Source organism: Bradyrhizobium sp. Ken64 (assembly GCF_055807555.1).
The window spans coordinates 1-22556 of record NZ_JBVVPA010000045.1 but is presented as its reverse complement, the minus strand read 5'-3'; the positions used below and the strand labels follow the sequence as shown (position 1 = coordinate 22556).

14 protein-coding genes and 1 pseudogene are annotated in these 22556 nt (G+C 59.3%); 5 read left to right on the top strand and 10 right to left on the bottom strand.

Annotated features, from left to right (window positions below; genetic code table 11):
• Window positions 1-232 precede the first annotated feature (232 nt).
• The gene (locus AC0L2F_RS34670) at window positions 233-1285 is read left to right on the top strand and encodes an acyltransferase family protein (RefSeq protein ID WP_473251399.1); all 1053 of its coding nucleotides are present in this window, start codon (window positions 233-235) and stop codon (window positions 1283-1285) included.
• Window positions 1282-2382 carry an acyltransferase family protein gene (locus AC0L2F_RS34665; protein WP_063993572.1) on the top strand — a complete coding sequence of 367 codons (1101 nt, stop codon included), beginning with the start codon at window positions 1282-1284 and terminating at the stop codon, window positions 2380-2382. Before AC0L2F_RS34670 ends, AC0L2F_RS34665 begins: the two co-directional genes overlap by 4 nt.
• 18 nt (window positions 2383-2400) lie before the next feature.
• Here the strand turns inward: AC0L2F_RS34665 and AC0L2F_RS34660 are convergent, their stop codons facing one another.
• Window positions 2401-3504, bottom strand: a complete 1104-nt coding sequence (locus tag AC0L2F_RS34660) for a glycosyltransferase family 4 protein (RefSeq protein WP_473251398.1) — start codon at window positions 3502-3504, stop codon at window positions 2401-2403.
• A 1-nt stretch (window position 3505) separates the two neighbouring features.
• Window positions 3506-4339: a polysaccharide pyruvyl transferase family protein gene (locus tag AC0L2F_RS34655; protein ID WP_473251397.1), complete on the bottom strand. Its 834-nt coding sequence runs from the start codon at window positions 4337-4339 to the stop codon at window positions 3506-3508.
• Between the two features lie 82 nt (window positions 4340-4421).
• Here AC0L2F_RS34655 and AC0L2F_RS34650 point away from each other — a divergent pair, with 82 nt between their 5' ends.
• Entirely contained in the window at window positions 4422-5930 is a 1509-nt protein-coding gene (locus AC0L2F_RS34650) for a lipopolysaccharide biosynthesis protein (protein ID WP_084777354.1), read from the top strand.
• Between the two features lie 10 nt (window positions 5931-5940).
• On the opposite strand, the gene AC0L2F_RS34645 is transcribed toward AC0L2F_RS34650, so the two are convergent.
• The 8 genes and pseudogenes from AC0L2F_RS34645 to AC0L2F_RS34610 all read right to left on the bottom strand — a co-directional run.
• Window positions 5941-7065, bottom strand: coding sequence for an acyltransferase family protein (locus tag AC0L2F_RS34645; protein WP_063993569.1), 1125 nt, complete (start codon window positions 7063-7065; stop codon window positions 5941-5943).
• A gap of 254 nt (window positions 7066-7319) precedes the next feature.
• Complete coding sequence (locus AC0L2F_RS34640; RefSeq protein WP_473251396.1) at window positions 7320-11231, bottom strand: RHS repeat domain-containing protein; 3912 nt, start codon at window positions 11229-11231, stop codon at window positions 7320-7322.
• A gap of 556 nt (window positions 11232-11787) precedes the next feature.
• Window positions 11788-13179, bottom strand: a complete 1392-nt coding sequence (locus AC0L2F_RS34635) for a hypothetical protein (protein ID WP_473251395.1) — start codon at window positions 13177-13179, stop codon at window positions 11788-11790.
• Window positions 13176-14450, bottom strand: coding sequence for a glycosyltransferase family 4 protein (locus AC0L2F_RS34630; RefSeq protein ID WP_063993566.1), 1275 nt, complete (start codon window positions 14448-14450; stop codon window positions 13176-13178). Before AC0L2F_RS34630 ends, AC0L2F_RS34635 begins: the two co-directional genes overlap by 4 nt.
• 27 nt (window positions 14451-14477) lie before the next feature.
• Complete coding sequence (locus AC0L2F_RS34625) at window positions 14478-15824, bottom strand: cellulase family glycosylhydrolase (protein WP_473251394.1); 1347 nt, start codon at window positions 15822-15824, stop codon at window positions 14478-14480.
• A gap of 34 nt (window positions 15825-15858) precedes the next feature.
• Window positions 15859-17040 carry a glycosyltransferase gene (locus AC0L2F_RS34620; RefSeq protein WP_245313443.1) on the bottom strand — a complete coding sequence of 394 codons (1182 nt, stop codon included), beginning with the start codon at window positions 17038-17040 and terminating at the stop codon, window positions 15859-15861.
• Between the two features lie 164 nt (window positions 17041-17204).
• Window positions 17205-18290, bottom strand: a complete 1086-nt coding sequence (locus tag AC0L2F_RS34615) for a glycosyltransferase family 4 protein (RefSeq protein ID WP_473251393.1) — start codon at window positions 18288-18290, stop codon at window positions 17205-17207.
• A gap of 1669 nt (window positions 18291-19959) precedes the next feature.
• Window positions 19960-20070: pseudogene (locus AC0L2F_RS34610) on the bottom strand (PEPxxWA-CTERM sorting domain-containing protein); the annotation flags it as partial.
• A 1350-nt stretch (window positions 20071-21420) separates the two neighbouring features.
• Here AC0L2F_RS34610 and AC0L2F_RS34605 point away from each other — a divergent pair.
• Window positions 21421-22440: an NAD-dependent epimerase/dehydratase family protein gene (locus AC0L2F_RS34605; protein ID WP_063993562.1), complete on the top strand. Its 1020-nt coding sequence runs from the start codon at window positions 21421-21423 to the stop codon at window positions 22438-22440.
• A 24-nt stretch (window positions 22441-22464) separates the two neighbouring features.
• Window positions 22465-22556, top strand: a 92-nt coding sequence (locus AC0L2F_RS34600) for a sugar phosphate nucleotidyltransferase (protein ID WP_473251400.1), incomplete at its 3' end; no start/stop codon positions are given.

Here is a 22556-nt window from a genome sequence, read left to right as displayed (position 1 = left end):
CTACTTCTGATCTCTCTGAGTTTCAGCGGAGTTTTCACCCGAAAAGCGGCGGTACAACCGCTGATCGTTCCAACGAGCCCGCCAGAGGAGGTTCTCGGACTGGGATCGGGTGGATTGGGTGGTTATCGCGGGACCAGTCCGAAACCGGCTTAGCGTGGCCGACGGGTGAGACAACGAGATGCATAAACGACTTGCGTTCATCGATACGTTGCGTGGCATAGCCGTACTCGCTGTGCTGCTGCAGCATGCGCTCGAGGTGATCGTCCAGCATCACCCGACCGGCGACTACTACTGGACGTTTCACAACGTTCTCGGCTACTACATGAACTTCGGCCGGTTTGGCGTCGTGCTGTTCTTCCTTGTCAGCGGCTTCGTCATCCCCTTCAGCTTCCCGAACAGTGCAGCGCCAGTGCGGGATTTTGCGGTAAGCCGGGTTTTCCGTCTCTATCCCGCCTATTGGACCTCGATCCTGATCGGGCTGGCGACACTTCTGGCACTGGATGGAAAAACCTATGCGCTGCCGCAGTTTCTGGCCAATCTCACGATGCTGCAGACATTCGTGAACGTGCCGAATCTCTGGATCTTCTACTGGACCCTCGCCATAGAACTGTTGTTCTACATCGGGTGTACCATCCTCTTTGCGATGGGGTTGCTGAACCGGAGCTATACGGCCGTTTCGATCGTTATTGGCGCGGCCCTGGTCGGCACCATCGTGCCGATGTTGATCGACAGCCGGACGGTCTCATCGTTGCTGGAGGTCGCCCTGAACCTGTCGGCGATGTTTCTTGGCAAGATCATACGCGACACGGTGATCGAAGAACGACTGCGATGGCGGCATGTTGCCGCATGCACGCTGCTTTACGCGATCTTTGCGGTGACTCTGGCGGAGAGGAGGTTCGGCGGCGTCTACCACGAGAATTTCTTCTACAGCTATTCGATCGGCTCGGCTTACGTGCTTGCCGCTCTCGTCTTTATCGTGTTTGCCACGTTCGGCGAGCGGATGGCATTGCGGTCGATGGCGTTCGTCGGCGTCATCAGTTACTCGTTGTACCTGATGTCGCCGTTCGTGATCGTCTGGATTCATCGTCTTGTCGGCGTCGGTGACGGACCGCTTGGGTGGTCGCTTTTCGTTGCCGCGATCGTCGCATTGTCGCTCGTCGTGAGCTGGCTGACTTACACGTTTACGGAAAAGCCATCGATCGCATTCGGGCACAGGTTCCGGTCGGACAGGCGGAAGCGAGTCGTTCTCGAGCGTGCTCTCAGCAGCCAGGGAGCCGCCGAGTGAGGGGCGGAGCACGCGATGCACCGGCCGGCTACGATGGATCGTTTGTGCCGTCTGTGCAGGGACTTCGTGGCATTGCCGCTCTCAGCGTGCTGATGGACCACTTTTACGACATGCCGAAGGGGGGCATGTACGACATTCTCGATCCCGGGTTCCTCCCGCCGCTGTGGCCGTGGTTGCAGTCGGTCATCAATGTCGGCGGACACGGGGTCGAACTGTTCTTCATGATCAGCGGATTCCTGATCCCGGCAAGCCTGGTCCGGCACGGGTCGTTGGCGAAATTCTTCTTTGACCGCATCTTGCGCATCATGCCAGTCTTTATCATCCTGCATCTTGTGCTGTTTTCGGTCGGCCCTTTGGTCGGTTACAAGTTCTTCCGTGGCATCGACGCTGGCAGCTATGCAGGTATATTCGTTGCCAACCTTTTCTTTCTCCAGGATGCGCTAGGGCTTCCGATAGCGCAGCAAAATGCCTGGACGCTGACCTATGAGTGGGCATTCTATATCTGGTTTGCGCTGACGTTCAGCGCGCTGCGGATCGGCGGCCGGCTGCTGGCGGCTCCACTCGTTCTGCTTGGGCTCGCTTGCCTGATGCACTGGCCGATCACTGCGTTCTTCTGTATTGGAATGCTCTTTAGCGCCATCGGCATTCGCTTTTCCGTGCCGGGACGTCTCGGCGTTGCCGCTGGCCTGATCTGCGCGGTCGCGATGTATGCGAGCCTGGTGCTGTTCCATCCCTTCATCGGTCTCGTGCCCGGTACTCTGTTGTTCGGGATGGTGCTGGCGCGCGGCTCGGGGATCGGCAATCTGCTCAACACGCCGGCGCTGCAATATGTGGGGAAGATCAGCTACAGTCTCTATCTGGTGCACCCTTTCGTTCTGTTTCCTTTGCAAGTGGCCGGTCTCAAGCTCGTCGCGACCGGCATCGACCGATGGATATTGTGGGTGGCCTTCATTGGACTGGGACTGGTGCTGTCATTGATCGCCAGCGCGATCAGCTACGAGCTGATCGAGGTGAGGCTCAGGCGCCTGATCGACGGTAGCCTGCGGGGCCTGTTCTTCCGTCCGATCGCAGGCACCGAGCATCCGGTTTCGCCATAACGGAATTGCCGCGCCCACCTAAGCGGCAACGCGGCGATAGCTTGTAAACAGATTGTCGGCGATGTGATCCCAGTTCAGCGATCCTTGCGCTGTTTCCCTTGCGCCGTCGGTCAGGCTTGCCGCCAGTGATCTCGAGGTGAGGACGCGCTCCAGCGCGTCGGCCAGCGCAGTCGCGTCTCCTGGCGGAACCAGCAAGCCATTGATTCCGTCGGTGACAACATCAGGAATGCCTCCTGTTGCGCTGGCGACAACGGGGCGGTGATTGCCAAACGCGGATGCCAGCACGCCGCTCTGCGTCGCATCCTTGTAGGGAAGCGCGACGACCTCTGCAGACTGGAAGAGGGTACTGGTGTCGGCGGCCGAGATATAGGAGTCGATGGTCTCGATGGTCGGCATAGCGGCCATGCGTGTGGTCAGTCTCACCATTTCAGGCCCGCGACCGGCAACAACTGCGTGGTGGCGAACGCGCCGTTTTGCGAGCAAGTCGATGGCGTCGAGAAAAACGTCAAGCCCCTTGTAGGCCCACATTCTGCCGAAGAAGAGAATTCGCCCCTTGATCGATTGCACGGCTGCAGTATCCGTTCGCGGCACCATCAGCACGCCGTGCATGGACGAGGTGATTTCGCCCACATAGCCTGGTGAAGCTTTGCGGAAGTCGGAGATGCAGCTTTGACCATGCACCGTGATGTGCGTTGCCGCTGCACGCATGCGTTTACGCAATCTTTCTTCGGTCGAGTTGGTACCCGATCCGCCCTCGGAATGGGGAATTGCATCATGCACTGTCAAAACGCGTGGCAGGCTGGTCAGTCGCAGCAACTCCATCAGGCCCGCCGTGAAATATTCCGGACATTCGTGGCAATGGACGATGTCGGGGCGAAATGCGAGTACGTCGAGGAACGAGCTCGGAAGCCCGATTGCTCCGAAGCGACGAATGCTGAGGTCGCGCACACGGGTATCGAACGGTTCGGAAGACGGAATCCAGGAAAGGTCCCACTGCTGGTTGGCGTCCTTGCGATTGAGCACGAGACGGACTTCGCAGCGGCGTGCCAGCCCCGCGGCAAGCCTGTAGGAATATTCGGCGAAATGCGGCGCGTAGATTGCGACGCGGAGGCGCTTAGCCATCTCAGTTCTCTCCGCTCCAAAGGTCGATCGGGAATGCACCCATCAGGGCACGATGATCAAAGTTGAGGCGCGCAGCTCCACCCATCTCGCGCCCTTCGTCGATGCTTGAGGCAAACTCGACGCCGAACCGGCCGGTGCCTTCGTAATAGTCACGGTACTTGAACTCAGATTCCCCGCTGCTTAGCCGCACGTAGCGCGCCGGTATTCCGAATGCCTCGGCGACGATGATGCCATGGAGCGAGCTGGCCAGAACCAATTCGGCTTCCAGAATGGCGTCAATACGTCGATTCCAGGATCCAAGGGGTGAGACCACTGTATTGGCAGTGTGGTCGATCAGATTTAAATCGTGCAGGTTCGGCACGAACACCCATCGCTTCGTGGCAGTTGGATGAAAGCGATTGGGAAACAGCCGGGGAATTAGCAGCGCAGGGTCACCAAACACCTCGGGCACAGTAATGCCCCGGCGTCGCAGGATCTCCAGTGTGCGCGGGCCGCGCACCGCGCGTACATCCAGGGTCTGCACGCGTCGATTGAGGTCGCCCTGGCCCGGGCGTCCATTCACCCCACTGCCCCAGACGACGTCACCATTTCGCGCATAGTGGAGCACCGAGCCGATCGCGAACATGCGCTTTTGCAATGGCACCTCGTCCGCGAGCGTGTAGCCGAAATGTCGCAGGAGATGGTCGACCACGACCAGCGACAGATAGTCACCGAAATTGATGGTTCCGTCGTCTGGTCGCCAGAAGAACAACTCCACGTGCGGATATGGCAGCGGATGAATGAAGTCGCAGCCGACTTCGTTGATCAGTCGTCGCAGATTGCCCCGGAAATTCATGCTGCCTCGAATTGTAGCTGCTTTCTCGCCGTAGTGTCCTCCTAAACAAGGCGACTATTGGACCATTGCAACTGATGGCTCAATGACGAGCGTTCGGCTAACCCGAGATGTGACAGGCTTCCATTTGCGCCACGAAATTATCAAGTCGCGCTCGATCATTTCGGGCGTCATCTGGTCAGCGCTCGATTCGGCGGTCGGCCAGTCGCTCACGCTTGTCATCTACATGATGATGGCGAGGTTGCTATCACCGCAGATCCTTGGCGTCGTGGCAACCGGCGCCCTGGCGCTCGATTTCTGCCGATCCGTTCTGATCGAGAGTGTTGCGATCGCCGTCCAGGCGCGTGCCGAGCCGAAGGACGAGGATTACACTGCCTCTTTTTGGCTCATCGCCGGTCTCTCTTTACTTGCGGCCCTCGCGCTTTTCGTATCTAGCGATGCGATCGAACGTTTTTCCGGCCTTTCGGACATGGCTCTCGTTCTCAAGGGGTTTTGCATCGTGGTTGCGGTGCAGGGCTTGTCGCGGACGCACGAGGCCTGGTTGACCCGTAATCAGCTGTTTCGATCCCTTGCAATCCGCTCGCTGCTGTCCATTTCGGCGGGCGGGGCTGTTGGCATTGCGCTGGCAAGCCAGGGCTACGGAGTCCTTGCGCTGGTCGGGCAGCTCGTCACAACGTCGCTGATTTCGCTGATCAGCCTGTGGACCCTCACGCCCTGGACACCCGGTTTCCGCTTCAGCCGAACGGCCGCCACTGAGCTTCTGAGGTACGCGCGCTACGTGGCGTTGACGGGAATCACGAACTTCGCCAACGCCAATTCCGATCTGATCTTCGTCACATGGTATACCGGCGCCGCCGGCGCGGGCTTCTACAGCCTGGCCAAGCGGCTGGTCAATGCCGTAAGCATCGTGATCGGAAATGCGTTGAACCGCGTCTTCTTTGCGACGATCGCCGGCCTCCAGCATGATCAAGGGGCTTCGCGGGCGACGCTTGTCGATTTCGTCATGTACACGTCGCTGCTGACGGCCCCGATTTTCGCTGGAATTGCGGTGCTGGCGCCGGATCTGATCGTCGACTTCTTCGGATTGAAGTGGATTGAAGCGGCCCCGCTACTCTCCATCATGTCGGTCACGGGATTCCTGACGACGATTGGCCTCTACAATCACTCTGTTATTCTGGCCTTCGGAAAGCCCCATTGGCAGACCTGGCTGACGCTAATCTATGCAGTTTCGAACATCACGATCTTCGTTGTTGCCGCGCCGTTCGGCCTGATTGCGATTGCGTCCGGCTATGTCGTGCGAGCCCTGGCGCTGTATCCGCTATCTGCGGGAGCCTCGATGCGCATCCTGTCGCTGGGGATCAGGCCTTATATCCTGGCGCTGATGCCCGCATCTGTAGGCTCCGCGGTGATGACAGGCGCGGTCGTGGGTGCCTCCGTCGCCCTGCCGGCGATGTCATCGTGGCTGCGTCTTGCTGCGCTCGTGCTGTTCGGCTCCGCCGTCTATCTGGTCGTCGTGTTCGCGATGGCCCGTCCCGCCGCGATGCGGATATGCCAGGCAGCACTGAGACACGTCAGGCGATCGTCCAGCACCTAGCCTTCAAGACCTAGCTTGCGTTCGCGGCCTGTCTGGTTTCGGTGAGATCGAGTGGGGCGGCGGTCGAAGCGCGGGTCAATTTCGGGTCCCCCGGCGCAAGCCGGTTGAGCAATTTTCGTGCGGGGTTTTCAACGTAGTTATATGTGACGTCGGCAACGACCGTCAGGATGATGCAACAGACCAGGGCGAAAAGCGGAAAGAAGCCCGGTTGCAGTCCGAAATAATGCCAGGCCGGCTTGAACAGCAGGATAAGCACCAGCTCGTGCACCATGTAGATCGCGTATGAGGTGTTGCCGAGCCGGCCGAGCCAGTTCGAACCTGGAAATCGGTCAAAGGCGCTTTCGCCGACGGCGGTGCAAAGGATTGCCAGAGAGAACAGGATAATCGCGAGATCCGGCTTGGCATATATGTTCAGGACCAGGACCGAAACCCCGAACAGTGCGATGCCGGCGATCGCAACCGGCTTCCTTCGGTAGTCCTGGGACAGCTTGAAGAGGACCGTCAGCAGGATCCCGTTCAAGAAGCTCGGCAGCGCGCGCAGCATGCCAAAATCGAAATTCGCTCCGTACATCTGGGATGGCTCTTGCCAAATCGGCAGATGGCCATGAGCCAGGATCGCGTAGGAGATCGCCACGATAAGCGCCAGCACGAGAGGCGGCACGCTGGCCGCGGCGAGTATGAGAACCGGAAATAGCAGGTAACAGAACAATTCCGCGCTGATCGACCACGAGGGCGAGTTGAAGCTTAGATGATCGGTAACGCCCCAGGCCTGCACCAGAAAGAGGTTGTAGACGAAATCCAGCGGCCCCGTATGCGAGGTGGGGCCCGCTATTCCGATCCAGGCGAGGATCACGAATGCGAACAGCGTCAGTAAGTGTAACGGGTAAATTCGCGCGACGCGCCGGACCAGGAAGCGACCGTAGGAGCGGATCCCCGTCGATTTCGCGGGGTAGGAATAGGAAATCACGAAACCGGAAAGGATGAAGAACATATCCACAAACAGGCCATAGGAACCGTTCCAGGCCGGGGAGATGCCCTTGTCTATGTTCTTGAGATGGAAGATGAAGACGCCGAGTGCGGCGACGAAACGGTAGAAATCGAGAACGACGAAGCGTCCTGGTCCACGAGAGTCCATGTCGGCGCAGAATTCCTTCGAGAACGTTGCCTCCTTCTAGGGATCAATTGTGACGCAACTTCGCAGAATGCCGGGCGGCGCTCCGCAAATCGCGACGGTCCGCTCTGCGTTCCCGGCGGGCTCTTGCAACGTCAGCGAAATTGCAAAGTCAGGTGCCCAAGGGGGCGGCAGGCGCCCCAATGATTGCTCGGGCGATTGGATCGCCGTCCAACCCCCGAGCGATGCTGATGCACGTTTGCGACAAGCTCCCGCCTTCAAACGAAGAGGAAATTGTGGCTTGTCAGACTGGCGACGCTGACGTTCTTGATAAGGATCGAATCGCTCTCCGCGAGGGAAACCACGGCGTCCGCGCCCGATTGCGTGATTTGCAGGTGGCCGTAGTCAGCCGCCAGCAGTTTCGAGATCTCGATAACGTCGTGGTTGCCGGCATTGCCGGCATGGAAGTTGGCGATCTGATCGAGCCCATGGTCGTAAGCGATGGTCGTCGAGCCGGGCGCCGTCGAAAACACGTCGTTGCCGTTTCCGCCCGCGATCGTTACGCCAGCAGCGACCGCTGTGACGTTGTGCGCACCCGCCGCATTTGTGGTATCAAAGTATTGAAGCGCATTGGCGGCATTGTAGTGCTCATGCTGCACCGTGCCCTGCTGCCCCTTGAAGTTGAACAGGAGAACGTCCCGGGACCCGTCTACATTGTTGGCGACCTCCTGGGTCTTGGAGCCCGCGCTGTCATAGATGTCGGTCAGCTTGCTGCCATCATCGTGGACGACTTGAGTATAGTCCAGGGTGCCGTCCGCGTGCGTCCTCGTGATCGAATCTATGTTGCCGGAAGCGTCGAGGTGCTGATGCTGAGTGGTGTAGCTCTGGCCGCCCACGTTGTAGCTCCAATTGTCCGAGCTGTGATCGGCGTTCGTAATGTAGGCGGCGGTCTTGATGCCGTTGTTATAGACTGTGGTAGAGCTGTAGCCGTCGCTCTTTGTCGTTACCTCGCTCGTTAGAATACCCTTGGCGTCATACCAGTCCGACGTCTTGGTGCCGTCGGTGCTCTGCTTCAGCGTGAAGGCCAGGCTGTTGTCGGCGTGCGTCCGCACGATGTCGCTGAGGAAGCCCGTCTTGTCATAGACGTCGTGCTCGGTGGTGTAATTCTGACCGACGACGTTCAGCAGAAAGACGTCTCGCGAGCCATCAGCGTGGAAATCGGTCTCCGTCATTTTGACGCCGGAAGCGTTGTAGTTGCTGACGACGCTGCTTCCGTCTCCATGGACCAGCTGGCTGTAGTCAAGCGTGCCGTCTGCGTGGGTCCGCGTCATCTCCGTTAGCTTGCCGGAAGCATCGAGATGCTGGTGCTGGGTCGTGTAGCTCTGTCCCTTGATGTTATAGCTGTAATTGTCGTGGCTGAGGTCCGCATTGGTGATGTAAGCTGCGGTCTTCACGCCGTTGCTGTACACCGTCGTGGAATCGTAGCCGTCGGTCTTTTGCACAACCTCGCTGGTGAGACCGCCCGTGGTGTCGTACCATTCAGTAGTCTTCGTGCCGTCGCTGCTCTGCGCCAGCTTGAAAGCCAGGCTGCCATCGGCGTGCCGGCGCACCAGCGTTGTCAAGAATCCTGTCGCGTCGTAGATGTCGTGCTCGGTCGTATAATTCTGGCCGGTGACATTATAGAGCCAGACATCCTTGCTGCCATTGGCGTGATAATCCGTCTCCTTGGTCCTGCTGCCAGCTGCATCGTAGTTGGTCACGACGCTGCTGCCGTCGCTGTTGATGATCTGGGTATAGTCCAGGGTTCCATCGGCGTGCTTGCGGGTTACGCTCGTCACTTTGCCGGAAGGATCGACATGCTGGATCAGCGTGACGTAGCTCTGGCCGGTGACGCCGTAGCTGTAATTGTCCTGGCTGCCGTCGGCATTGTGCACGTAGGCCTTGGTCTTCAGACCATTGCTGTAGAGCGTAGTCGAGTTGAAGCCGCCGGCCTTCTGCACGACCTCGCTGGTCAGGTTGCCTGCGGCATCGTACCAGTCGGTGGTCTTGGTCCCGTCCTTGCTCTGGACCAACTTGAAGGCGAGGCTGCTGTCGGCGTGCCGGCGGACCAGCGTGGTGAGGAACCCGGTGGAGTCGTAGATGTCGTGCTCAGTCGTGTAGGTCTGGCCGGTGATGTTGTACGTCCATACGTCCTTGCTGTGATCGGCGTGATAGTCGGTCTCAACCAGCTTGAGGCCCGAGGCGCTATAATTGGTGATGACGCTGCCGCCGTCGCTGGTGAAGACCTGGGTCGAGTCCAGCGTGCCGTCGGCATGGGTGCGAGTCACGGAGGTGAGCTTGCCGGTCGTATCGAGGTGCTGGACCTGAGTAGTATAGGTAAGTCCCTTGATGTTGTAGGTGTAGTTGTCCTGGCTGTGATCGGCGTTCAGGACGTACGAGGCAGTCTTCAAGCCATTGGTATAGATCGCTGTCGAATAGTAGCCAGTGGGCTTCTGCACGACCTCGGTGAGAAGAGTTCCGGCCGTGTTGTACGTGTCGGTGGTTCTGGTTCCATCAGTCGCTAGATGGATGAAGGAAGACTTTATGCCTGCGGTATAGCCGATCGCATCCTTGGAGCCGTCCGAATTGACAACTGTGGTGGAGACTGGAAGTCCGCTGCTGTTGAGCCCGGTATCCGCCGCTGAGACGAGCTTTCCAGTGGCGTCATAGGTCTTCGTGTTGATCCAGCTCGCTGCCGAGTTCGTCACTGAGAACGAATATCCACCCTGTATTTTGGATAGGGCGCTGCCGTAGTGGGCGATGATGTAGTCCATCGTCGCCTTCGACGCGACCGGCAGGATGTGCGTGTCGGTTAGCGCGATAGTTTTCAGCGCAGCCGATGAGCTCAAGTCGGACAACTGCGGCACAATCTCCGCCGCCGTACCGCTCACACTTGCTTGTGTGCTCGGAGGCGTCGACGTGGTCGCAGGCGCGTCGATCTCGATAATGAGCGGGTGATCGCTAACAGGGATGGTGATCGTGCTGACATCGGTGTAGCTGGCGATCGCCGACGTTCCCGTCAATGTGTCGTAGACCTTTACGGAATGATGCACGCCGCCCAGATTAACGGTGACGGTCTGGCTCGGGTTGGATATCTCGGCGTCGGCCGCATCGTTCCAGAGCTTCGGCTCCGCCCACACAACAAGCTCGTAGGCCCCATTGCTCTTGCCCAGCACCATGCTGTTGCCCGAGGCCGGCATGTTGCTCAGCGTATAGTTCAGTGGATCAGTCGGCTGGTGGCCGCCCTTGCCGTCATCTGCGAGAATGCTCGTCAGATTGTGAATCGCCGTCGCGGCGAGCTTGGGTGTCCCGTCCGAGTGGAACAGACCGAACTTGGCTTCCGGGTTGGTATTGCCTGTCGAAGAGTCCCGGTCGAACATCTCGTAGAGATAGGTCGCGCTTACACCCCCCTTGTAGGCATCGACCAGGGTGTTGAGGATGGACTTGGCCTGCACGGTCTCGTCCACGCCGAGATATTGGGTGTTGGCCTGAGTCGTGTAGCCCGTCTCGGTGATAACGACGGGCTTTCCTGGTGCCGCGGCCGCCACGGCGCTTAGTGTTGCAGCCAGTGAGCTGTTCGGCGTGGCGCCGGTGCTGACATAGGCGTGGGCGTTGACGAAGTCGACCGAGCCCGACATGTTGCCGAGCTGGCTGTAGCCCTGCGGGTCATTATAGGCGAGCGACAAGTTGTAGACGGGAATGCCGGCCAGCGCCGCGTCGCCCTTCACCGCATGATACAGCGCGCTCTGATACTGAGCTGCGGCCCCAAGCGTCGAGCTGCCATTGTAGCTGAACGGCTGGTGATTGGCTTCGTTCAGCCCCTCGATTGCGCTGATGCTGCCGGGGTGGCTCATCGCGAATTTTTCGAGCGATACGATGTAGTTGGCCAGTCCCGCGCTACCCTGGCCAGGCAGAGCGGACGATACGATGAAGTCGAACTTGTAACCGGCAGCCGCCAGCCCTTCAACGACCGGCTGTGCCGCCGGGTTGGTCGCCATCGCGTCGCGCAGGTGGTTGACGCCGAGATACTTCAGGTCATCGACCATCAGCGCGAGGTTATTGTAGTCGGTCCACCCGAAGCCGGCATGCGTGTTGACGCCGATGGAGTTGATGAAGCCGCTGGCGGAGAGGACGGTTTGATCTGACGACATTTCACACTCGAATTTCTACGCGAACGAAATTGCTCGCAGGGATTTGCGTTCAACCTTCTCGATCGAGTGTGAATTTCAGATAAAAATCGGAGCTACAAATCGAGAGCGATCAGCAGTTCCTCGCAGGAACAGGTCGACTCTGATTCAAGAGAATAGCGATGTCGTGCCGACGCAGCATGACCTGAAGATGGCGCTTCCAAGAATTCGCAAGATTTCACTGCTGAATATATGCGCATGTGGCGCTTCGATGATGCATGTGAGTTGGGCGCGGATGCGGTTTGGGCTTGTCAGGCTGACGAGACATGCTGGCACAACTTGACGGTCAGCCCAAATCTTTTGGTCCTGCTCAGAAGAAGATCGACTGATCACCGATAGCTTGGGCCGACGTCATGTTTTGGCGCGAGTAAATCACTCGGTATTCTCGTAGGGGTTGCCAGTCACTTTGCGGCGTCTTGGAGCGAAGCAGAGAGTTCCATCGCGGGAACTTCGCGACCGTGAGCGGAATGTCAGTGGCCCTCAGTTCCAGAGAGGAATCGCGAGGGGATCCGTCGACAGATCAGCTCGGGCGGGCCAGGAGGAGAAAGTTTCCGCGCCAGCCGACCGCAGCCGTGGCGATTGCGGCGATGACGATTTTTCCAGCAAGCCACGCCGCCGGCTCGCTCGGCGCGTGACTGAGGAATCCGATCAGGATGGCGGCTGCGAGCGCCTGAAGCACCAGGGGCCAGCGCGGGACCGCCTCGAATCTGAGGGTAGGGCCAAGCCCGGCCACGATCGCTGCGAGCGTGGCGATCGAGGCGCAGGTGACTGCTGCTTGTGGCGAGAGGCCGGCCCGGACGGCAACCAGGGAGAACGCCGCAACCATTGCAAGCTGCCCGGCAGCAATGAGGACGAGCCTGGTCGCGAGCTTTTCCAGGTGGGGAACGACCGCGATCGTCGCCTGCAAATGGGTATGGAGGAAGTAGAAAGCAGCGACCGCCGGCCCTGTCGCCAGGAAGCCCTGGACGCTCTCCCGCGGAACCAGGATGCGCGCCGCGTCCGGAATGAAGGCGACAAGCCCGCCCAGCAGGACCAGGGTCGTGCAGATCATGAACTCGAACATGTGCCGCGTCGATTGTCTCGATGTCGTGGCGCTCCCGTGCTCGAAATCATTGACCACGTCAGGATAACTCACGGTGTGGATCGCCGCGTTGAGGACCCAGAAGGGACGTTGCAGCAGGTCGAGCGCAATGGAAAATCCTGCACCGGCTCCCGTGGCGCCCAGTCGCCCGACGACAATGATACGGAGCAGAACCGGCACGGACAAATGGATCACGGATGCGCCGGCCGCAAGCATGCCGTAACGCGAGAAGTCTTTCCAGTCAGCCAGCATTGTTCGCAGCGACACGCGATCCAGCGGCGTGCGATATGCGACGAGACCGGCAAGGAGCCCAAGCAGGTGACCCGATGCGATGCCGAGCAGCGTCGCTTCGGCTGTGCCTGAGATCATTCCGCCCGAGACAGCCCCGCCCAAAAGAGCTGTCGCACGCAAGGCAAGAAGGCAGGAGGAGGTTCCCAGCCGGTTCGACAGACGCACCGACAAGAAATACAAATCGGTCGAGCCCTGAAGAACGGCCACGCTCAGGCCGAGGACGACCAGCCGTGGCGTGAGGCCGCTGATCAGGGAGGCGCTGCTCCCGACCGCAACGAGCGCAGCGGCGCTCATGAGTGCCGCTGCAAAGAGCGACGATCTCAGTCGAGCAGCCTCGCTCTCCTTGGCGGCCGCGAGAAAGCGCAGCCCCGCGAGCTGCAGCCACTCGAACATGAGGACGCAGAGCAACTGGCTCGAGGCCATCGCGCGAGAATAATTGGTGTAGTCGGCGGCCGGCAACAGGTGACTGATCACAAAGATCAGGATGATCGCTGCTGCGCTTTGGTAAACGTAACCGGCGATCGCGAAGAGACGTGTCATCTCGGAATGAAGCTACTCTTTGCCACCGCATGCGCTTGTGGCACCCCGGCTATTGCCGGGCGCACGGACGACATCCGTCGCTCACGCAGTTGTTCATACAGGTTCTTGTACGACGACAATACGTCGGAAAAGATCCACTTGTTCGTGTCCGCGATAAGCCGACGGCTGATCTCGTCGATCTTGTGCGGATCCGCAGCGATTTCGCGCATGCTCCCGGCCAGAGATTGTGGATCCGCTTCGGTCAACCACCCGGTTACGTCATGTTCGATCGCCTCCGGCATGCCGCCAAAGTGCGTACCGAGCAGCGGTCTGCCCGCCGCCTTGGCGTCCGCGACGACGAGCGGGCCAGGATCGTGCCAGATGGATGGCGCGACCACGACGTCGACTTGCCTGTAGAATTCATCGGGAGATACGAATCCCATGAACTCGACCCGTGCATGCGGCGCCAGTGCCCTCAGGCGCTGTTGTTCCTGATCGCCCAAGCGGCCGGCAATCATCATCCGGATCCGATCAGGTGGCAGCATGGCAAGCGCCCGCATGAGATTGTCGATGCCCTTCTCCTCGGTGATCCGGCCGATGAAGCCGAATGTCACTTCCGTCGTGCAGACAGGCCGCGGGTAGGGCGAGCGCGGCGGCTCGGTCGAGGCATTGCGGATGACGGTGCGGATTGGCGTCTCGGCAAACATGCCCATATCGGTGTGAATCGAAAGGACCCGCTCGCTGACGCCGACCACGGCATCGAGCCAATGCGTGGCGCGCTTGCGGTGGTACGTCAGGATCCCACAGCTCGTACAGGTGCGGTCGCAGGAGTGGCCCTTGTCGAAGCGGGAGCAGCGTGGACACGTCAAATAATAGTCATGAAGCGTATGCAGGACCGGAACTCCGAGCTTGGCAGCTACCCGCCAGATCGCCGTGGTCAGGCCCGATAAATTATTGGAATGCAGAACGTCCGGCTTGAAGGAGCGAATGCGCTCCGCGATCAGCGGAGCCTCGATCTGCCAATCGTCAATCGCATGCCAGATGCTTCGTTTCACGACGTTCTTTTGCTCCGTGAACGGCGCATACACGTTTTGCACCGGTGCGGAATAGACGTTGATACCGTTGCATAGTTCGCGCCCCTGCTCGGGGGCGGATGCGGCGCGTACCACCTCGACCTCGTCGCCGCGCTGAGCCAGGCCCTCGGCAAATCTCCGCGCGAAGATCTCTGCTCCGCCGACGATCTTTGGTGCCTGTGGGGTCGGGTAAAGTGTGGATGTCAAAAGGATCTTCATCGCGTCAACCTCTTTGTGCCGATCCGATTACCGTGCCGGCCGTATATCGAGTGCGGGAATGGCGTCATTATTGGCCGCGATCAGGACCGGCGTGCTCGAAACCGGCAGCCAGATCCCGGAGGCTGGCCTTGCGGTTGCATCGCAGGGGGCCGCGAAAGTCGCGCCCGGCAGATCGCCTCTGATCCGGACCTCGTAGCGTCGATCCGGGTCCTCGGACCAGACCGCGACTTTGCCGCCGGTGCTCGAGGTTGCTCCGATCGACATCACCCCGGTGGCAAGGCTTCTACGTTCCGCGGTCAGGGTGGACCGGATGAATGCCCAGGCGCCACGCGCCGCGCAAGCTACGGGTTTGGGCGAGTTGTCGAAGCCGTAGAGGCCGAAATTGTCCTCCAGCTCGGCCGGATTCTGGCCGCTGTTTTTGAGCTCATAGATCCACATTCCCTTGAGCCAGCGCGCCGCTGTCGAGGCCCACAGGATGAGCTGTGCCGTGTTATCGGCCTGGGCCTGCTCGCTGACACCGCATTTGTTTGCAGCCGTGGTCCAGCCAGTTTCGGTCACGTACACCGGGAAGTCGGGATTGCCGCTCGCCTGGCCGACCAGCCGATGGAAGGTCGTGAGGCGGTCGATAATCTCGGTCGAAGTGCGCTTCGCCGGCGCCATGCAGAAATTATAAAGATGAACTGAGGCGCCATCGGCGTATTGAAGGATGCCGGTTTGCAGCATCTTCTCCGTCCACGTCCAACCGGGATCGTCGCCGATCGCGCCGACGACGAAAGGCGCATTCGGCACCGCCTGCTTGACCGCAGGGCGTGCTGCCTTGGCGAGGGCCAGGTAATTCTCGGCTGAGAACGAAGCGTCCTTCTTGGCTGCCAGATTCCACTCGTTCCAGAGTTCGAAGATCGGGCGCTGCGGCGCTACTGATCGCGCGGCCGCTGCCGCATAGTCCGCGAACCGCTGCCGGGCTTCGTCCGTCGTCGGGGGCGACGAGTTCGGCACGAGGTGATGGCCGAATGCAAGGATGAGGAGCGGCCGGGCGATGCCGGACTGAACCTGCGCGTCGAGCCTGCCCAACCGCGGCGTGAATCCCATCCGATGGCCAGGCGATTCGAAATCAGACCAGGGAAAATCGTCGCGGAACGCGTTAAAGCCCAGTTGCTTGATCTGACCGACGTTCACGGAGGGCACGTAGCCTCGCGAACTGACCGGCCCTCCCAGTCCCTGATGGGTGCCGATACCCAACAGAAATCTGCTTTCAAGCGTCTGAGCCTGTTGAGCGCATGCCGGGACCGACAGAGAAACAGACGCGATGAGGCTCGCGATCCAGAGAAGCCCGTTGCGACCCAAGGTACGGTGGCCTGCCATCGCCTGGATCATACTCGTCATCATTACTCGCCTGCCGCAACTCACCTCAAGAAGGATTCGAGAGGTCCGATTGCAGTGCCACGTTCTGCTCGACCCCGCTTTTGTTGTCGTCGAGGAGCTCGACATAGACCTGATGCAGCTGGCGGTGTGTCTTCTGGACGTCATAAAACTGCTTGAAGCGATCGTAGCCGCGTTGCCCCAGGACCTCGAGATCCAGATTGATTATCCGTCGGAAGCCGTCGATGAGAGGTTGAACCGCGACGGGCTCGCAAAGCACGCCGGTAACTCCGTCAACGACGATTTCAGGGAGCGCTCCGCTGTGGAAGGCCAGGATGGGCTTGGCCGCACGCATCGCTTCCAGAGCGACGAGGCCGAAGGCCTCCCATCGTGACGGGATGACGACGAGATCGGCCGCCTCCAGGTGAGTCTCGATTTGCTGACGATCCAGCCAGCCCAGCAGCGAGACGTTGGCGGGAACCGCAGCTCCGTCGAACTTGTTGACGACGGAGGCGCCGACAATGCGAACATCCAGAACATCTTCGAGGGATCGTGCGGCCTCGATCAGGAGGTCGAAGCCCTTTTGTCGATCAAGGCGGCCGATGAAAAGGACCTTGGCCTTCTTTGAAGTCCATTCTGTCGCAACGCCGTGCGGCAGTGGGCGGCTCTTGGAGATGCCATTGTGTACCAGGGTCAGACGGTCGGTCGGAATTCCTGCCCGGACCGCTTCATTGAATTCATCGCCTGAAATGCAGATGATTCGATCCGACGTGCGGGCCAGAAGAGTCTCTGCAGCCTTTGCCGCCAGATGGCTCAGGCGGCCGGTCTCGCGCGAGAATGCCCAGCCATGCGGGCAATAGACGACGCGCGGACCTTCAGAACGAGCGGCCAACGCGGGCCTGAGAACGAGTCCGGCAAACGACGAATGGAGATGCATCACGTCGGGCTTGAAGGCGTCGAGCGCGTGCATGCTCGCCCGCAACATCTGAAATAGTCCGGCGATGCTGCGGCCCGATCTGTCGAAGGTCGTGATCTGGCTGTCATCGATTCCAACGAGGTCGTGGCGATGATCCGACGGCACAACATAGTGCACGTTCTCCGCGCCGAAGCTCGCTTGCTGCTGCGGATGCAATTCGTTCAGGTAGCTCGCTATCCCACCCCGGATGGTTTCCGCGACATGCAGCACCTTCACCGCCTGCCTTGCGGAAGATTGAGTTGGGATGATCGACATGGCGCATCCTTAATTGAGCATCAACGGATGCGATCACAATCCATCCAATCCATAGCGAGATTTAGGCAGCGGTGTGGTGTTGTTGCGCCGCGATGCTGAAGCCCGCGCCCTTCGAAGGCGGGCGTGCGCACGGAACTCGTTGGATGCCGAGCCGCTGTCAGTCGCTATACGCGCGACGCGAGAAAATCCAACAATGCTCGCGCCGAATCTTGCCACGAATAGAATGCAAGCCGGTCCTGTTGCTTTCTGCGCTCCTGATCAGAGATTGCGCCAACTGCCAACCTTTCGAGCATAAGCTGTTTCAGCGCTGGAGCGTCGTTGGCGCAAAAATAAGCAGCTGCTTCGCCACACGTTTCCATCACCGCATCAGCCGTCGAGGCTATGACCGGACAGCCGAAGATCATGGCCTCAAGTGGCGGTACACCAAAGCCCTCGTAAAGAGAGGGAAAGACAAACGCCAGAGCGTTCGCGTACAGAGCTGCAATCTCCTCGTCCGCCAGGCGTCCCGCCAGAAGCAGGCCCGATTCGCTCTCGCCCAGATTGTCTTGAAATACCTTGCTGTTGTCTCCGCCGACAATGACGAGCGGGACGTCCTTTCGTTCGAGCAGCCGCGCCGCCTCAATTGCAACGGCGAGATTCTTGTTCTTGGTTCTGGAGCCGACAAAGAGAAAATATTTTCCCGTCTGAAGCCCCAGTCGGTCGAGAATACCAGGATCAGGCGTTGTGGACGCGAAATGCTCCGCGCTGTTGGGGAATATCGGAATGTCCGTTTTCGAAAGGCCAAGCATTGCAGCCAGTTCATTGCGAGAAAAGGCCGATACGGTCGCGATCGTGGCCCGGCGTGCAAGCAGGCGCCCCATCGTGCGGTGGACGGCCAGATAGCGCCAATTGAAGAAATCGGGTCGGCGGAAGACCTGTGCGTCGTGGATGACGACGATATGATCACGATGAAACACAGGTCCGGCATTGGCCAGACTGATCAGGCGACCTCCAGCGGCGGCGCGCGCAAGTTCAATCTGGTCCCAGGCATGTCCGCTCAGCCGTCCTATCTTGCGCATCTTGATGCGCGTGAGATTGATCGCTTCGCTGGTCTCGCTCGGCACGAGCAATTGCCACTCGGCTCCTCTGAGGGCAGCGGGCGATTGGTCGGACGCAAGAAAGGCATCGATCGCTTTGACCAGTTCGGCGGCATAGCGCTGAACGCCGGTCAGCTTTTGCGAGAGAAAGCGGCCGTTGATGAAGAGTTTCAAGTCGTTACCGTGGCTTAACGAGTCCGTTTACGTTCTTGTGCTGCATGGATCAGGCCAGCAGTCGAATCCATAGAACCAATTGTTGGGAACGAAAATATGACGGGCAAGAACGTCGTCGCACCCATCGATTTCTGAACGGCGTGGCGTACGGGCGTGATGAACGTTCTGCCGCATGTCTCAGAGGAGAAGAAGACGCGGGGTTGCTGGGCCAGCTTCAGTCGATTCATTCGCGGAAAGGCGAGCGAGCGGATCGATCGGAACGCCGTCTCTCACGATGGCTTCCAGTGTGCCTACACGGTTGCTCCACGTGTCCTCTCAGCTCGCGGGTCGAGACACATCGCGTCAAACGGCAATGGCGTCGCGGAACAAATGGCTTGTACGTAGGTTTCTGCATCGGGGGCGCGTAAAGGAGTGCGACGTGGTCTGGTTACTCTTTTCCCTCGCAATCGTGTCGCCGGTCGTCCTCGCAGGCCGGGCCCACAGTCACCATCTGGACCGGCTGCAAGCTGATCCCGTGCGCCAGCTCATGCTGGGCCTGAGCTTTGAGAGGTCCGTCCCCGCTAGGGTCTCTCGTCATCGCGCATGGCTTCAGCAGGCGGCGCTGGACCTCAGCTGAAACCATAGCGGGACAGTCATCCGGCTACTAGGCCGTCGAAGGGCCACCGCACCGTTACTGAACACGATTTTTCAGATGATCGGCGCGCTCTCCTGAAAGCTCATGAATTTCGCCGGCCCGCAACATTGCTTATCCCGTCGGAGAATAGGCTGCTACGAAGATGCCGTCCCACGCATTATACGCGGTCATCGAAACGTCGTGCTGGCCGGGGGTGGGCTGGAAACAGCACCCAAACGACCCGGCTGAGGAACGCGGCGATTGTCGTCGAAAAGCTGAAAGTCATCGGGTTATCCAATTGGAGGTGCCGATGCCGGGATTGACATCCTAATCGACACATTGGGTCAATATCCCGAGCTCAACCCGAAGACCGCGAGCGGGCTCGACGGGCTCCAGCTTATTTGGGCCGAACACGATCGCCCTTCGGTAAAGGCATTCAGCGCAGGCCTCGCCACGGATGTCCCGCTCGGGAAAAAGCTGCGGCCGGACGTGGTATTGCGTCGAACGTGCTGAGCACCAATGCACCTGGTGCAATGAACCGCAGCTGGGCTGCGCCGGGAGAGCGCCGGTTCGTGAAGGAGCCTTATCGTTCGTGAAGGAGCCTTATCGAAAGCGTAGAAATAACGGCAGCGACAAGACGCTCGCTCCCCGAGCGGAGCCGTTGACCTGCGTCCGCTACCTCCGGGTGGGAGCTTCACCACGCGGAGAACGATCCAGTGAACCCTTATTCGCTTCGATTGCGATAGGTCAGATCGAAGCCTGCATCTTGCGGTGTTCCAGTTGCATGATCTTGATCTTGATCGTGTGGCCTTTTGACGTCGGAGACAGGAAAATCCACAAGGCGATGGGGCATGCGGCGAAATACCTCGTCAGCGTGCCCTTCTCCAGGCAATCAATGACGATCCGAAAAGCGAAACGTTTGTAGCGGCTGCCTCAGTCGTATGTCTCTTTTGCCCTAGTCTCAACATTACTCACGCCGAATGTCGGTTGGTCAACCGAGCGAAGTCCGGTTGACCCGACAAAAGAGGTCGCGCCGTCAAAAAATGCTGAGAACCGCTATGCGGCCGTCGGCGCCAAGTTGCGGCGGCGATATGCGAGGAAGCCGACACCGACAAAGCCTAGGACCATCATCGCCCAGGTGGAAGGTTCAGGCACCGCAGCGACCGTGAAGACAAATTGCTCGTCGGTGTAATTATTGTCAGTCCAGTGCGTATCGCGCTGACTGAGGTCCTCGAAGCCAACATAAGTCCCGGCCGGAATCTTTCCGTGGCCGGTGAATGCCGTGGAGTAGACGTGATTCACGTGATCATCGTTCCTGGAAATGTCGGAATAGTATTTGAACCCTGTCGTCTTGACGTCGACGTAGAAGACCAGCGTGTCGCCGGCACTCACATTGCCGAAGTTGTACATCGTGCCGAAAGGACTGCTGTGGTTATCAAGGGCCGTGCCCCTGTCCTGGCCGTTGACGAGCAGACCAAGGCTCTCGCTGAACGATGCTCCCGATCCATAGAAATATGCGACCAGCGAACCGGTTGAACTCGCGGCGAAAGTGTACTTGGTCGGATTTTCCGTCCCTTGGTGTTGGTAGGGAATCGTAGCTGCTTGTGCTGATGTGGCCGCAACGAGGCCCAAGAGGGCGGTGGCAAAACACGTCTTCATCATTACAGGTCTCACACGTTAACCATTTAATAATTGATTTATTATTCAATAAATTTTAACGGGGGTCAACTGGTTTAATTGTAAAATTGTCCATTTGGGGGAGCTGGGGCTGGGGGGAGGTGGGCTGGGGGAGCGACGGGCCAGCCGGTGAGACTGACCGCCAACTGTCCCAAACCGCCGCCGCGACCACGCCAGGTGCCTTTCGAGCTTGGTCGCCGAATGCGCTATCGCTTTTGCACCTGTCTCGTCGTGGAGGAGTTGTCCGACGGGTGCAAGGAGGTCTGCTTCAGATGATGCGCCCGCAGCTCGGCCTGTGCCACCCGCTCTCGCAGAGAAATGATGTCGGACATCAGACGGAGGAGGTCGGCATCGGAAATTGGCTCCTTCCACACCATTCTTTTCATCGGAAATTTAAATCGGGGCATTTATGAACCGAAGAAATGGCTTTAAAACTGGAATAGATTGCATCGGGAGAACCTCCCGAATGTTGAGACGTTCCAATTATGCGCCTGGACCAGGAGCAATCGGACGAGAAAATATTTCTGCAATGTTGCGGGAAGCAATTGCCGGATGGCTTCAGTTCATGAGCACCTATCCCGACCTGGAAGCTGTCCGAGGGGGTGCCGCAACGGAAGGACCATTTGTATTCAGGTTGATCAATCTAGTTTCATCGCGTCGTCATTGACGGGCGCACTGCCATCGAAATTTGCTTGATATCTCCCGATTTCGCCAGCCGGTCGTAGCGGAGACGCTCCTGGCAACACTGCCAGCCAACCAATCTCTCTGATAGTGTTGTTGTGACTGCCCAATCCTTGCCCCAGGTCTGGACACTACTTCGCGGAACGAAGGAATGAAGGAATGACAAATTCTCGCGCCGTGATCGTTACCGGCGCTGCCGGCTTCATCGGAATGCACGTTTGTGAACGGCTGTTGGCGCGCGGCGAAGGTGTCGTTGGCATCGATTCATTTACACCTTTTTACGACCCGGCGCTGAAGCGCGCGCGCCTCGAAACCCTGAAGCACTATCCAGGCTTTCGCTCCTATGAGCTCGACCTCGTCGATTTTGCCGCGCTAACGTGCGTATTCGACGAGGTTACTCCTGATCGCGTCGTTCACCTTGCGGCGCAGCCCGGCGTGCGCGCGTCGATCGACGATCCCATCACCAGCATTCGCGCCAATTGTGACGGCTTCGTCACCGTGCTCGAAGCGGGCCGACGCCACGGTCTGGCGCATCTCGTTTACGCCTCGTCGAGCTCCGTGTATGGCGCCAATCGGACCTTGCCGTATTCGACCGAGCATTCGGTCAATCATCCGGTCAGCCTCTATGCCGCGAGCAAGAAGGCCAACGAGCTGATGGCGCACACGTTCGCACATGTTCACAAGCTGCCGGTGACCGGTCTTCGCTTCTTCACTGTCTATGGTCCATGGGGCCGGCCCGACATGGCCGCCTGGCTCTTCACGCGCGCGATCTTTGCGGGTGAGCCGATCAAGCTTTTCAATCATGGAAATATGTGGCGCGATTTCACCTATGTCGACGACATCGTCGAGGGCGTGATCCGCACCCTCGATCGCCCCGCGACGCCGAATCCCGCGTGGAACGCCGAGCAGCCGGAAAACTCGTCGAGCTATGCGCCGTATCGCGTCTACAACATCGGCAACAACCGCTCGGTCAATTTGATCGAGTTCGTCGAGACACTGGAGAAGATCATCGGCAAGCCCGCGATCCGCACGCTTTTGCCGATGCAAGCTGGCGACGTCCTCGAGACGCGCGCCGACATTTCGCCCCTGCAACGGGACGTCGGCTTTACGCCCTCGACTCCGCTGGCGGATGGCTTGGGCCGCTTTGTCGAATGGTATCGAAATTATCACCGCGTATAAACCCCTCTCTCGAGTAGCTCACACGTGACCCAAAAAATCATCCCCCTGATCATGTGCGGCGGTGCCGGAACGCGGCTGTGGCCGGCTTCGCGCGAGGTGCGCCCCAAGCAGTTCCT

Excerpts from the sequence above, each read along its gene's own strand:
- AC0L2F_RS34660 (WP_473251398.1), bottom strand. The coding sequence starts at position 3,504 with ATGGCTAAGCGCCTCCGCGTCGCAATCTACGCGCCGCATTTCGCCGAA.
- AC0L2F_RS34655 (WP_473251397.1), bottom strand. The coding sequence starts at position 4,339 with ATGAATTTCCGGGGCAATCTGCGACGACTGATCAACGAAGTCGGCTGC.
- AC0L2F_RS34650 (WP_084777354.1), top strand. The coding sequence starts at position 4,422 with ATGACGAGCGTTCGGCTAACCCGAGATGTGACAGGCTTCCATTTGCGC.
- AC0L2F_RS34645 (WP_063993569.1), bottom strand. The coding sequence starts at position 7,065 with ATGGACTCTCGTGGACCAGGACGCTTCGTCGTTCTCGATTTCTACCGT.
- AC0L2F_RS34640 (WP_473251396.1), bottom strand. The coding sequence starts at position 11,231 with ATGTCGTCAGATCAAACCGTCCTCTCCGCCAGCGGCTTCATCAACTCC.
- AC0L2F_RS34635 (WP_473251395.1), bottom strand. The coding sequence starts at position 13,179 with ATGACACGTCTCTTCGCGATCGCCGGTTACGTTTACCAAAGCGCAGCA.
- AC0L2F_RS34630 (WP_063993566.1), bottom strand. The coding sequence starts at position 14,450 with ATGAAGATCCTTTTGACATCCACACTTTACCCGACCCCACAGGCACCA.
- AC0L2F_RS34625 (WP_473251394.1), bottom strand. The coding sequence starts at position 15,824 with ATGATCCAGGCGATGGCAGGCCACCGTACCTTGGGTCGCAACGGGCTT.
- AC0L2F_RS34620 (WP_245313443.1), bottom strand. The coding sequence starts at position 17,040 with ATGTCGATCATCCCAACTCAATCTTCCGCAAGGCAGGCGGTGAAGGTG.
- AC0L2F_RS34605 (WP_063993562.1), top strand. The coding sequence starts at position 21,421 with ATGACAAATTCTCGCGCCGTGATCGTTACCGGCGCTGCCGGCTTCATC.